Source organism: Aromatoleum diolicum (assembly GCF_012910955.1).
Classification (GTDB): Bacteria; Pseudomonadota; Gammaproteobacteria; order Burkholderiales; family Rhodocyclaceae; genus Aromatoleum; species Aromatoleum diolicum.
The window spans coordinates 143,531-156,794 of the sequence record NZ_WTVQ01000008.1 but is presented as its reverse complement, the minus strand read 5'-3'; the positions used below and the strand labels follow the sequence as shown (position 1 = coordinate 156,794).

The window sequence follows — 13,264 nt, the reverse complement described above, 5'->3', positions numbered from 1 at the left end:
CCTGTCGACATTCCCACCCTGCTGCGCCGGGTATCTTTCTTCAGCGAACTCTCGGACGATGACATCGATCGCGTCGCCCGCTACACACGCGAGCGCCAACTGGAAAAAGGCGAGGTGCTGTTCCAGCGTGGCGATCCGGTGCATGGCTTCTATTTCGTCGTATCCGGTCAGATGAAGCTCGCCGTCTCGTCCGCACAGGGAAATGAAAAGGTTGTCGAGATCATCAGCCCGATGCACAGCTTTGGCGAAGCGGTGATGTTTCTTAACCGTTCCTACCCCGTGTTTGCGGAAGCCCTCGTTGCCACCCACCTTCTGCACGTCGGACAGGCGGTTGTCTCGGACCTGATCGATCAGGACCCCGGCTTTGCCCGCAAACTGCTCGCCGGCATGGCCATCCGCCTGCACGGCATGATTCAGGATGTCGAAACCTATTCCCTGCGCTCGAGTATGCAGCGCGTCATTGGTTACCTGCTTCAGCAAGTCAGCGACGAAGAAAGCCCCGGCGCCTGCGACATCGAGCTACCTACCAGCAAGCAGGTGATCGCGTCACGGCTCAACCTCACGCCGGAAACCCTTTCGCGAATATTCCACGACCTTGCCGACGCCGGCCTCATCACCGTGCACGGCAAACACATCTCACTGCACGACCCGTCCCGACTCGCCCGCCATCAGGGCTGAAACATCGCAAAAAAACCCGAGCGCGCGTTGGCATTTTCTCCGCGCACCCGGGCCTCCACCTTGACTCGTATCAACTGCGACGAGTACGGTTCAGCGCTCCAGCACGTAGGTTCCCGGAGCTGCGGCCAACGCCGGAAAGTCCTTCGATGCAGCAAACCGCGCCTCGACCAGTTCACCGCAACGCGGCTTAAGCCATAACATCCAGTCCCCCCACCAGCTGCCCGAATGTGCAGCGGCGCGGTTACGCCAGTCGTCCGCTTTCTCGGAACGACGAGCATCGGCGACCCAGAATTTTCGCTTGGGCGGATTCACTGGCGGATTGACGATCCCGAGAATGTGCCCGGAGCTCGAAAGAACGTAGCGTTTCGGCCCCGTCACCAGGTTATTGATACGGTAGGTCTGCGTCCACGGCGCGATGTGATCGTCCTCGGCGGACACGGCATACAGAGGCTGTGTAACGTTTGACAGATCAAGGGCTTCGCCGGCGACCGTTAGCGCGCCGGGCTCAATCAGGCGATTTTCAAGGTAGAGCTCGCGCAGGTACCACGAATGCATGGCAAAAGGCATCCGCGTAGTGTCCATATTCCAGTACAGCACATCGAAGGCCAACGGCGCTTCGCCATACAGCCAGCCATGCACCACGTAATGCCAGATCAGGCTGTTCGAACGCAACAAACGAAACGCCGAGGCCATTTCCTTGCCGTCGAGAAACCCCTTGCGCGCCATATTCTCCGCAAGGTAGCGGACGCTCGCATCGTCGATGAACACTTCGATATCACCCGGCTTATGGAAGTCGACCAGGGTCGTTAGCAGGGTCCAGTCCGCAACAGGCACTTCATCCGGAGGGAAGCGCTTATTGGCCCAAGCCATGTACATCGCCAGGACGGTACCGCCAATGCAGTAGCCTACGGCATGCACCTTCGGCGCACCGGTGAACTGGCGTGCGGTTTCAACGATGGCATGAACGCCATCCTGCAGGTAGGTGTCGAAACGAACGTCGCGCATCGACGCGTCGGGGTTTTTCCAGCTGGTGATGAATACGTCCAGCCCCTGGTCGAGCAGGTAGCGCACCATGCTCTTCTTGGACACAAGGTCGAGAATGTAGAACTTGTTGATCCACGGCGTGACGATGACAACCGGCTGGGCATGCACCTTTGGTCGCGTCGGCGCGTAATGAATTACCTCCAGCAACTGATTTCGGAAGATAACCGCACCGGCTGTTGTCGCGAGGTTCTCACCAACCTTGAAGTCGCCGGGACTGCTCATGCGCACGTCGCCCGCCTCAAAATCGCACAACATATTGCGGAACCCATGCGCCAGGCTTTCGCCACGACTTTCGACCGCCTTGCGGATCGCGACCGGATTGGTCCAGAAGAAATTGGTCGGGGCAACTGCGTTGAGCCACTTGCGCCACCAGAAAGCCGCTCGCCGACGCTCCTTGCTCGACAGCCCGGGCGTATCGAAAAGCATGTCCTGCATGTGGTGCGTAAATGCCAGATACCACTCCTTTGTCAGATCCCAGCTGGCGGAGTCCGTCCACACCGGATCCGAGAAGCGCTCGTCATCCGCATTGGGGCTGACAGGATCCTTGCTCGGCAAGCCAAGCGACCGATAGGCGGAATGCCACTGCAGCCGCCAGAGGTCACTCGACAGACTCACCAAACGCTCGGCAAGCTCCTGCGGATGCGCCAGCCATGCCAGTTGTGCATGAACAATCGGAGCGGCCATCCCCAGCGGGTCCAGCGTCCCCTCCACCGTGTCATGGAGTTCACGCAGGGCATGCCTGGCTGCCTTCGCCGGGTCGATCGCATCGGTTCGCTTCGCAGACTTTCGGTTCGTCACAGTCATTCACTCCTCGGGATCGGGTCGCTCCATCCGGCACCACGCCAGGCGTCACGGCAAGGTATAGGCGTGTCCCGGTGTGGGTATCGTAATGCGGGACCAGTTCAGGCGCTCACCCATCGCATCGGCAAGTGCCGATGCGGCATCATGCTCACCATGAACGATGAAGGTCTGACGCGGTTGGGCCTCGAATTGCCTTAGCCAGCCGAGCAACGCCGGCTGATCGGCATGCGCCGAGAGGCCACCGATAGTGTGGATTTCTGCACGCACCGCCATCCGTTCGCCGAACAGCGTGATCGTGCGCGCACCGTCCACCAGGCGCCGCCCAAGGGTACCGGCGGCCTGGAAACCACAAATCACCACACTGCATTCACTGCGCCCGATGTTGTAATGCAGGTGATGCTTGATGCGCCCTGCCTCGCACATTCCGCTGGCTGAAATGATTACTAGCCCGGAGCGTTGGCTATTTAGCGCAATCGACTCTTCCACGTCCTGAACGAAGCGTAACCGGATACGTTCCGGGTGTGCCCGCACCCACGCGAGCAACTCGCGAGTTTCATCGTCCCACAGCTCATCGTAACGCAAGGTCATTTCCGTCACCGCAGACGCCATTGGCGAGTCGACCACCACTTCCAGATGCGGCACCCGGCCCTCACGAACCAGATTGGCGAGCACGAACAGCACCTCCTGTGTGCGGCCCACGGCAAAGGCCGGAATAATGACATTGCCGTGCTTTTGCTCAAGCGTATTTCTGAGCACATGGACCAATTCGTTCTCGGTCTCTGTCATCGCCCGGTGTGCGCGATTGCCATAGGTCGATTCGACACACAGGTAGTCGGCCGCACGAATCACCGTGGGATCACGCAACACCGGGCGCATCGGCTGCCCCAGGTCTCCACTGAACACCAGTTTGCGCGATTGGCCGGAAACTTCGATATCCAGTTCGATGATCGCCGAACCAAGGATATGCCCCGCATCATGGAAGCGGAAACGCACGCCGGCATGCGGTGCGATTTCCTGCTCGTAATCCACTTTGCGCAAGCTCGCAAGGCTCGTACGTGCCTGATCCACTGTGTAGAGCGGTGCAATCTCATAGCCACGACGCAGGTTCGTACGTCGCTTGCCCCGGTTGATCCACTCGGCCTCCTTCTCCATGATGTGAGCGGAGTCGAGCAGCATCACCCCAAGTAGATCCACCGTCGCAGCGGTCGCGTAAATCTTGCCGCGGTAGCCGAGCGAAACGAGACGCGGCACGAGCCCGGAGTGGTCTAGGTGAGCGTGCGTCAGCAGGACGAAGTCAATGCCGCGCAGATCCAGATCCAGAGCCTGCAGATTTCTGCGCGCAGCATCGCGCCCCCCCTGAAACAAGCCACAATCGACGAGAAAGACGCCGCCGTCGTATCGCACCCGCGCGCAGGAACCGGTGACTTCCCCAGCGGCGCCGTAAAATGTCACTTCCATAATCCCTCCCGCATCGACAAGAGACTGCTCTCGGTCATGCCCGACGCAATTGACATGCTCAATGCGTCGCCCCCCATTCAGTCGCATTACAGCGAGGGAGCTGGCTATAATCAAGCGTCCATGCGAAAAAAGGGAGAAGCACGATGTTCAAGCACATACTCGTCCCGACCGACGGCTCACCGTTGTCCGAGAGCACCGTATCCCGGGCCGTATTGTTTGCGAAGGATGCAGGCGCACGGATCACGTTTTTCTATGCACAGCCCGACTTCCCCATGCCGATTTATGGCGAAGGCGCACTGATTGACCCGACCACGCCGGAGCAGTTCGGAAAAGCTGCGGCCGATGAAGCTAAACGCATTCTTGACGCAGCAAAGGCAGCTGCCGACGCGGCTGGTGTCGCCTCCGACTCGGACACAATAGTTAATGAAGTGCCTTACGAAGCTGTCATCGACGCAGCAGAGCGCCATGGCTGCGATCTGATCTTCATGGCGTCCCATGGCCGACGCGGCATTGCCGGCCTGCTGCTGGGCAGCGAAACACAAAAAGTGCTTACCCACAGCAAGATTCCAGTGCTGGTGTACCGGTAACCAGGATTGGCGACCGAATCGCGTTGACGGCCCACAAGAGCCCTCGAACATATCGAGGGCATATCACCGCAATGGTCGCTGGTGCGCAGCGCAACTAGCGTTGCGCGTTGATTTGCGCTGCGCTGCGCTGAAAGAAGAGCGTCAACAGACTCGACGACGCCCCCACCAGCCAGAAACCGAAAAAGCCGATCGAATACGTTGCAGTCAGCGAATACTTGACCGGCTCACCAAAGAGATACAGCTCCTGCGGATCGATCACAGTAAAGAAAACCGCCTCTGCGATGCCGGCAATCAGAAACGAAGGCCACAAAACCTGTATCCACTTCAGCATTGCACACTCCCCCTCAACCGGAAATCAGGAACGCGTCGGGACAATCCGGACAACCGCATCGGCAGGCACGTTGACCGTTCCGTTCATGCGCCAACCGCGAGATTCGTCCTCCATCTGAATCAGCCAGCGCCCCGCCGACAGCGGCGCGACGGGCGCAACGAATACGCCATCGCGCGGCTTCAGCAGCAGCACCTGATCCATGCCGGCGCGCGTCGGATGTGCAATGGTCAGCACTACGGTCGGTGGCAACGTTACTCCGGCTGCCGCGGTTAGGCTGAGACTCACCTCGTCAGAACGGACACTGAGCTCTGCAACCAGCCCGAGTTCCGCCGCGCGCTCCGAGCGTGCGAGCGTCTTCTCGATGGTCTTGCCTTCCTGATAGTAATCATCGACCACCAAGCCGTCCCAAGTGCTGACCGCGAGCCAAAGCGTCACCAGACCGGCAACCACTGACACAGCGGGAATGGCCATGAGAAACCAGGGCCATCCCTGCCGATACCAGGGTTCAGTCGATGATTTAAGGCTTGCAACACGCATGCTGAACTCCGGTTATCGGGGAAGATGGAAGGTCGTCTGCTCACGTACCGCGACCTTTGGGTCATCGGTGACGCTTACATCGAAGAAAATCTCGTGCGATCCGGGCGCACCGGCCTCCGGGGGGACACGCACCTGGACCGTCACCGACTCCGTGCTGGCCGGCTGAACCTCTACGCGCTGAGGTCCGTCGAGGCGAATCCCATCCAGACCGGATACGCGGATGTCGAGCACCCGTTTGACTTCCTGCATGTTCATGATCTGCAATTGATACACGTTCTCGATCAGCCCGCCTTGCACTTCACGCGCCAGCATCGCGCGATCGCGGATTACGTCGATACGCAGATCGGTTCGGGTTGCCAGTCCCCACAGCAACGCCAGACAGACAAGGGCAAGAATGCCGCCATAGATCAGGGTTCGCGGACGCAGCACATGCATCACGATTTCGCGACGCCCCCAGTGCTTCTTGAGCGCGTTTTCGGTCGAATAACGAATCAGGCCGCGCGGATAACCCATCTTATCCATGACCTGATCACAGCCGTCGATGCACGCCGCGCAGCCGATGCATTCGTATTGGAGACCGTTACGGATGTCGATACCGGTGGGACAGACCTGCACACAAATGCCGCAATCGATGCAATCCCCCATGCCGATACTGCGCGGATCCACGCCCTTCTTGCGGGCGCCCCGCGCCTCTCCGCGCTCCTCATCGTAGGTAACGACAAGCGTGTCCGGGTCGAACATCACGCTCTGGAAGCGCGCATACGGGCACATGTACTTGCACACCTGTTCGCGCAAAACGCCAGCGAACAGGTAGGTGAAACCACCGTAAAACAGGATCCAAAAAATTTCCCAGGATCCGAAACTGAAGGTCGCCGCTGATTGCAGCAACTCAGCGAGCGGCGTGAAATACGCAACGAGCGTGAAACCGGTCCACAACGAAAACAGCGCCCACACCGTGTACTTGGCGCTACGCAGTGCGAATTTGCGACCATCCATCGGCGCAGCCTCAAGCTTGCGCCGCTTGTTATGGTCGCCCTCAATTTTCTCCTCGATCCAGAGGAAAATTTCCGTATAGACCGTCTGCGGACAGGCATAACCGCACCACAGTCGTCCGGCGATGGCAGTGAAGAAGAAAAGCGCGTAAGCGGAAATGATCAACAGGATGGCCAGGTAAAACACATCCTGCGGCCAGAAGACCCAACCAAAAATATAGAACTTGCGCTCGGTGAGATGAAACAGGACGGCCTGACGATCGTTCCAGGTCAGCCACGGCAGACCGTAATACAGGATCTGGGTAAGCCACACCAGAACCCATCGCCAGTTCGCGAACAAGCCGGAAACGGAACGAACGTGAATCTTCTGGCGGGCAGCGTAAAGCTCGTCAGACTGAACGGCAAGACTTTGCGGGTTCGTGGATTTCCGCTTTTGCACCGGACTGCCCATTATCGCTATATCCGTATCTTCTAATCTAGCAACCAGAATTTTCCCCGGGGCAAACCCCGGGGAATGATGCGACAAGCTGCTTGTTATTTGTTACTGCGCAGGCTTGGTGTTCGACAGCCCGTAAACATACGAAGCCAGCAGGTGGACCTTGGCGTCCCCGAGGAATTCCCCGAAGCCCGGCATGCGATTCGTGCGGCCGTTGGAAACAGTCTCGGTGATCGTTGCTTCGGACGATCCATACAACCAGTCGCCGTCGGTCAGGTTCGGCGCGCCCATCGCCGCGGTTCCCTTCGCTTCCGGTCCATGGCAGGCTGCGCAGTTCTGCTGGAACAGCTCGGCGCCGCGCTGCGCGCGCAGCGAATCATGCGCCAGGCCGGACAACGAACGGACATAGTTGGCCACATCCTTTACGCCCTCGCCCCCCAATGCCGGACCAAACGGCGGCATCATGCCCATGCGACCGCCGGTAATTGTCGTCTTGATCGTATCCGGTTCCCCTCCCCAGTTCCATGCGGTGTCGGACAGATTGGGGAAACCCTTGGCTCCTCGTGCGTCGGCACCATGACATTGCGCACAGTACGTCACGAACAGGCGCTTGCCCGCGCCCTGAGCTTCCGGATCGGCCGCCACGGCGGCTACGTCCATACCCTGGAATTTCGCAAAAATCGGAGCGTAACGAGCTTCGGCGGCACGCATCTCGGTCTCGTACTGGCCGACCGCACTCCACCCGAGCACCCCCTTGGAGTTCCCGAAGCCCGGATACATCACCAGGTACACCGCCGCAAACACCAAGGTGATCCAGAAAAGGTACAACCACCAGCGCGGCAACGGGTTGTTGTACTCGGCCAGATTTTCGTCCCACACATGGCCGTGCAGTTCGACTGGGCCGGTCTCCCGCTTGTTGTTCGACATCAGAATGAACAGACAGAACAACAAGCTCAGGGCGACCAGCCCCATCACGTACATGTTCCAGAAGCCGCTAACAAAGTCAGCCATTTTTTTATCCTTCCTTGCCCTGCCGGCCGCCAGAAGAGGCCGGCGCATCATCGTCGGTGAAGGGGAGCAGCGCCGCCTCCTCGAACCCGGCCCGGGCACTCTTGCTGTATGCCCAGAAACAGATACCCAGGAAACACGTCAGCCCGAGCACGGTAAAGAGGGATCGGAAATCGTTGATATCCATGGCGCGTCTCCTGCTAATCACTTGAAGTTTGAAAGCGCGGTACCGAGGCCCTGCAGGTAGGCGATGATGGCGTCCATTTCGGACTTGCCGTCGAGCGCCGCCCGCGCACCGGCGATCTCATCGTCGGAGTAGGGATGCCCCAGCGTGCGCAGCGTACGCATCTTGTCCTCGATGTCGTCAGCCTTGACCGGGCGATTCAACCACGGGAAGGCCGGCATGTTCGACTCGGGGACAACATCACGCGGATTAATCAGATGCACGCGATGCCACTCGTCCGAATAACGCCCCCCCACCCGATGGAGGTCGGGACCGGTGCGCTTCGAACCCCACTGGAACGGGCGATCGTAGATGAACTCACCGGCCACCGAATAATGGCCATAACGTTCGGTTTCCGCGCGGAACGGGCGAATCATCTGCGAGTGGCAGTTATAGCAGCCTTCGCGCACGTAGATATCGCGCCCCACGAGCCGCAGTGGTTCATAGGGCTTCACGTTAAGCGGCTTGCCAGTACGATCGACCGGCGTGGTCGTGGTCTTCTGGAAGAACAGCGGCACGATTTCGACCAAGCCGCCGACGCTCACCGTCAGCAAGGTGAGCACAATCAGCCAGCCGACACTGCGCTCGACAAATTCGTGTTTCGATTGAGCCATGACACTTCTCTCCGATTAAGCGTGAGCAGCAGCGGGTGCGATGACGGGCGCGTTGTACGCCTTCTCACCGGCAATTGTCTTCACCATGTTGTAGAACATGATGAGCATCCCACTCAGGAAGAGCACGCCACCGGTCAGTCGGATCGCCCAGAACGGATAGCTGGCCTTGACACTCTCCACAAACGAATAGGTCAGCGTGCCGTCCGCATTGGTTGCGCGCCACATCAGACCCTGCATCACACCGGCAATCCACATCGAAGCAATGTAGAGCACGATGCCAATCGTCGCGACCCAGAAGTGAGTATTGATCAGGGCGGTCGAGTACATCTGCGTCTTGCCGTACATGCGCGGAATCAGGTAATACATCGCGCCGATCGAGATCATCGCCACCCAACCGAGCGCACCGGAGTGCACGTGACCGACGGTCCAGTCGGTGTAGTGCGACAGCGCATTGACCGTCTTGATCGACATCATCGGGCCTTCAAAGGTCGACATGCCGTAGAAGGACAGCGAGGTGATAAGGAACTTCAGGATCGGATCGGTGCGCAGCTTGTGCCAGGCACCCGACAGCGTCATGACGCCATTGATCATGCCACCCCACGAAGGCGCCAGCAGGATCAACGAAAATATCATGCCCACCGACTGGGTCCAGTCAGGAAGCGCCGTGTAGTGCAGGTGATGCGAACCGGCCCACATGTAGGTGAAGATCAGCGCCCAGAAGTGCACCACCGACAAGCGATAGGAATAGACCGGACGTTCAGCCTGCTTCGGAACGAAGTAGTACATCATCCCAAGGAAGCCCGCGGTCAGGAAGAAACCGACCGCATTGTGCCCGTACCACCACTGGATCATCGCGTCCTGCACGCCGGCGTATGCCGAATACGACTTTGTCAGCGACACAGGCAGCGCAGCGCTATTGACGATGTGCAGCAGTGCCACGGTCAGGATGAATGCTCCGAAGAACCAGTTGGCGACGTAGATGTGTGTGGTCTTGCGCTTGGCGATCGTCCCGAAAAACACGATCGCATACGACACCCACACGACTGCGATCAGCACGTCGATCGGCCACTCGAGTTCGGCGTACTCCTTCCCCGAGGTAAAACCCAGCGGCAAGGTTATCGCCGCAAGCACGATCACCAGTTGCCAGCCCCAGAACGTGAAGGCTGCCAGAGCAGGCGCAAACAGCGTCACATGACACGTGCGCTGCACAACAAAATATGACGTTGCGAACAGCGCACAACCACCAAAGGCAAAAATGACCGCGTTGGTGTGCAACGGGCGCAACCTGCCGAAGTGCAGCCATTCGCCGAGGTTCAACTGCGGCCAAACAAGCTGAGCTGCGACAATCACGCCCACCAGCATGCCCACAATTCCCCATATGACCGTCATAACGGAGAACTGGCGCACGACTTTGTAGTTATAAGTCGCCTGCGATTGCATGTAACTCCCCTTTTAATGAAGAAACCGTTGCACGAGGCTCCGCGGCGCCGGCTTGCGACGTTCATCACGGGCCCGTGACTTCGACCGTCATTGTATTGCACTGCGGCAGTGGGTGAAAATACCCACTTACAAAAAATGGAAACTAATTACTCCATCATAGGACAAAATTCACGGCAAAAAAAAAGGGTGCGCATTAGCGCACCCCCAACCCCAACAGAGAGACAAAAATTTCCTGCCTCGGTTGTCGCCTGGCCATAGACCGCGCGGCAACCGTGAAAACCATGGAGGAAGTATGCCTTTCCCCTAAATTGGGGGCTTTGATGAAAGTCAACAAACCTGACACCAGCAGATCGAAAGCCTCCATCACTGCACGTCCCCTCACTCCGTCCGGCCGGTGTCGTCGCGCTCAACGTCACTTGCGTCCTTAGGCGGGGGATCACGATCGTCCATCAACATGCGATAAGCCGGACCTTCCATATCGTCGTATTGCCCGGAGCGGAGCGACCACCAGAAGATGATCCCGATCACGAAAACGAGCACGACCGACAACGGGACGAGAATGTATAGGCTTTCCATGTGAAGCTCAGGATTCCGGATGCCGAGCCTGCAAGCGCAGGGCATTAAGCACGACGAGCAGCGAACTGCCCGCCATGCCGATCCCGGCCATCCAGGGGGTCACCAGACCCGCCATCGCGAGTGGCACGGACGTGAAGTTATAGGCAAAAGACCACCACAGATTCTGGCGGACGATCCGAAGGGTCCGGCGCGCGACGTCGATGCCGCGCCCCAACCCGGCCAGATTCTCACTCAGCAGTACGATATCCGCCTGCGTGCGCGCTAGTTCGGTACCACCACCCATCGCCACCGAAACATGCGCTTGCGCCAAGACCGGCGCATCGTTGACACCGTCTCCGACCATTGCCACGACCACACCGGGCTGGCGCTGCAGACTCGCGATGAAGGCCTGTTTCCCCTGAGGGGTCATCCCACCCTGGGCATCAGCAATGCCCAACTGCTCGGCGATCAAGCTTACAACCGCCGGGGTATCTCCACTCAACACCGTCATGGGAATGGCCTCGCGATCGAGTTTTTCCGTGAGCGCCCGCGCCTCGCTTCGTGGCACGTCGGCCAGGCGAAACAACCCGAGCCAGCCACCGCGGCCGCCCAGCGCAATCACTGACCCGCCGCGCGCGGCAAAACCCGACAGCTGCGGCGGCAGCGTCATTTGCAGGCGTTCGGCAACGAAATCCGGCCGACCTAGCCAGTTCTGGTCACCATTCAGCCTTGCACTGACCCCCAACCCGGTCTCCGCAGCGAGCCCATCCACCACAGGCAGCGCAAGGCCTTCGGCGGAACGGCGCAAGCCTTCGGCAATCGGGTGTTCCGATCCCTGCTCCAGCGCCGCTGCCCGTGCCCGCAGTTCGGGCTCGTCCAGGTCGCCGAGTGGAAAAGTCTCCTCCAGGTGCATTCGCCCATAGGTCAGCGTGCCGGTCTTGTCGAAGACGAAGTGATTTGCGCGCGCCAGTGTCTCGATTGCATGACCGCGCGTCACCAGAACCCCCATACGGGCGAGTGCATCGGTGGCTACCGTGAGAGCGGTCGGTGTAGCAAGCGACAGAGCACATGGACACGCGACCACCAGCACGGAGACGAACACCCACAAGGCCCGGCCGGGATCGATAAAGTACCAGGCGACGCCGGTGACACATGCAAGCACCAACAGCGCAACGATGAACATCACGGCCACGCGATCGGACTGTTGGGCGATCTGTGGCTTCTCGCTCGCGGCGCGCTCCATCAGGCGCTGGATCGCAGAAAGCCGGGTGGCGTCCCCAATGTGTTCGACGCGAATCGTCAGCGGGCTCGAAACGTTGATACTACCGCCGGTTACCGAGCTGCCCGGCAGCTTCGGAACGGGCAGGCTCTCACCCGTCAACAAAGCCTCGTTGGCTTCGCTGCGCCCGTCGATCACGACGCCGTCGGCCGGAACCACTTCACCCGGACGCACACGCAGCACGTCCCCCGGCACCAGTTGGGACACCGGGACCCGCTCGCCTGCCTGTGCGGGCCAGGCCGGCAGGCGTTCGGCGAAAGCCGGCAACACCTTGCCCAGTTCTTCGACGCCGCGCACCGCCTTCTGACGCGCCACCATCTCCAGATAGCGGCCGCACAGAAGGAAGAACACGAACATTGTCACCGAGTCGAAATACACTTCCCCACCGCCGACAAGCGTGGCCCAGACGCTGGCCGCGAAGGCACTTCCAACGCCAAGGGCCACCGGCACGTCCATACCCAGGCGGCGAAGCTTCACATCGCGCAGTGCCCGGCGGAAAAATGGCGCCGCCGAATAAAGCACGACGGGAAGCGTGAGGACCAGGCTCGCCCAGCGCATCAGCCGCTCGATGTCTGGCGTCATGTCGCCATCGTCCGCCAGATACACCGGGAATGCGTACATCATTACCTGCATCATGCCGAAGCCGGCGACAAACACCCGCCACAGCATCGATCGACGTTCGCGATGCGCAATCTGCTCGGAACGCTCCGCGTCGTACGGGTAAGCCCGATATCCGATCGCCTGCACTGCGGCGAGGATTTCGGACAAACGGATCCGGCGCTCATCCCACCGCACCCGCGCACGGCGTGTTGCATAGTTGATCTCGACGATCGACACGCCCGGCTGTCGCGCTACGTGCTGCTCGTTCAGCCACACGCAGGCGGCACAGGTGATGCCTTCCAGAATCAGCGACGCTTCGCGTTCATGCTCGCCAACGGGCTGAACGAAGCTTTTCTGGAAGTCCGGATGATCGAACAGCCCGAGCTCCTGCAGTTCGGCAGGCAGGGCTTCCTTCTGCGGTTCCGGCATCGCATCGCGGTGGCGATAGTAGTCCGTCAGTCCGTTTGCGACGATGGCGCGCGCCACCGCCTCGCACCCCACGCAGCACAAGTGCCGCTCGGCGCCATCAATAACGACATGGTGATGCGTCTGAGCCGGAATCGGCAGGCCGCAGTGGTAACACTCTTCGCCGGACGAGTCCGGGGCGGCAACGGCAGTTTGGGATTGACTCATTCAGACCGGCAAATCGGGAACGCGCGCGACGGGTGAAACGGGAATGCT

General features: G+C 59.8%; 13 protein-coding genes. 2 read left to right on the top strand and 11 right to left on the bottom strand.

Annotated features, from left to right (window positions below; all coding sequences use genetic code 11):
- The coding region (locus tag GPA25_RS07200) for a Crp/Fnr family transcriptional regulator (RefSeq protein ID WP_246265440.1) at positions 1-678 on the top strand (678 nt) is incomplete at its 5' end.
- Between the two features lie 90 nt (positions 679-768).
- On the opposite strand, the gene GPA25_RS07195 is transcribed toward GPA25_RS07200, so the two are convergent.
- Entirely contained in the window at positions 769-2,406 is a 1,638-nt protein-coding gene (locus GPA25_RS07195; RefSeq protein WP_211162993.1) for a PHA/PHB synthase family protein, read from the bottom strand.
- A 165-nt stretch (positions 2,407-2,571) separates the two neighbouring features.
- Positions 2,572-3,981, bottom strand: coding sequence for an MBL fold metallo-hydrolase RNA specificity domain-containing protein (locus GPA25_RS07190; RefSeq protein ID WP_169259698.1), 1,410 nt, complete (start codon positions 3,979-3,981; stop codon positions 2,572-2,574).
- A gap of 143 nt (positions 3,982-4,124) precedes the next feature.
- Between GPA25_RS07190 and GPA25_RS07185 the strand changes: the two genes are divergently transcribed.
- Positions 4,125-4,568: a universal stress protein gene (locus GPA25_RS07185; protein ID WP_169259677.1), complete on the top strand. Its 444-nt coding sequence runs from the start codon at positions 4,125-4,127 to the stop codon at positions 4,566-4,568.
- A 94-nt stretch (positions 4,569-4,662) separates the two neighbouring features.
- On the opposite strand, the gene GPA25_RS07180 is transcribed toward GPA25_RS07185, so the two are convergent.
- From GPA25_RS07180 to GPA25_RS07140, 9 genes are all read right to left on the bottom strand, one after another.
- The gene (locus GPA25_RS07180; RefSeq protein WP_169259676.1) at positions 4,663-4,899 is read right to left on the bottom strand and encodes a hypothetical protein; all 237 of its coding nucleotides are present in this window, start codon (positions 4,897-4,899) and stop codon (positions 4,663-4,665) included.
- Positions 4,900-4,923: 24 nt separating this feature from the next.
- Positions 4,924-5,436 (bottom strand): FixH family protein, encoded by a 513-nt coding sequence (locus tag GPA25_RS07175; RefSeq protein WP_169259675.1) that lies wholly within the window; start codon positions 5,434-5,436, stop codon positions 4,924-4,926.
- 12 nt (positions 5,437-5,448) lie between these two features.
- Positions 5,449-6,879, bottom strand: coding sequence for a cytochrome c oxidase accessory protein CcoG (ccoG, locus tag GPA25_RS07170; RefSeq protein ID WP_169259697.1), 1,431 nt, complete (start codon positions 6,877-6,879; stop codon positions 5,449-5,451).
- Positions 6,880-6,969: 90 nt separating this feature from the next.
- A complete protein-coding gene (gene ccoP / locus GPA25_RS07165) occupies positions 6,970-7,875 on the bottom strand; it encodes a cytochrome-c oxidase, cbb3-type subunit III (protein ID WP_169259674.1) in 906 nt (301 codons plus the stop codon).
- Positions 7,876-7,879: 4 nt separating this feature from the next.
- On the bottom strand, positions 7,880-8,059 hold the full coding sequence (locus tag GPA25_RS07160; RefSeq protein ID WP_169259673.1) for a cbb3-type cytochrome oxidase subunit 3: 180 nt from the start codon (positions 8,057-8,059) through the stop codon (positions 7,880-7,882).
- A gap of 17 nt (positions 8,060-8,076) precedes the next feature.
- The gene (gene ccoO / locus GPA25_RS07155) at positions 8,077-8,709 is read right to left on the bottom strand and encodes a cytochrome-c oxidase, cbb3-type subunit II (RefSeq protein ID WP_169259672.1); all 633 of its coding nucleotides are present in this window, start codon (positions 8,707-8,709) and stop codon (positions 8,077-8,079) included.
- Between the two features lie 15 nt (positions 8,710-8,724).
- Complete coding sequence (gene ccoN, locus GPA25_RS07150) at positions 8,725-10,149, bottom strand: cytochrome-c oxidase, cbb3-type subunit I (protein ID WP_169259671.1); 1,425 nt, start codon at positions 10,147-10,149, stop codon at positions 8,725-8,727.
- 378 nt (positions 10,150-10,527) lie between these two features.
- Positions 10,528-10,725: a cbb3-type cytochrome oxidase assembly protein CcoS gene (gene ccoS, locus GPA25_RS07145; RefSeq protein ID WP_169259670.1), complete on the bottom strand. Its 198-nt coding sequence runs from the start codon at positions 10,723-10,725 to the stop codon at positions 10,528-10,530.
- Between the two features lie 7 nt (positions 10,726-10,732).
- Positions 10,733-13,216 carry a heavy metal translocating P-type ATPase gene (locus tag GPA25_RS07140; RefSeq protein WP_169259669.1) on the bottom strand — a complete coding sequence of 828 codons (2,484 nt, stop codon included), beginning with the start codon at positions 13,214-13,216 and terminating at the stop codon, positions 10,733-10,735.
- Positions 13,217-13,264 lie beyond the last annotated feature (48 nt).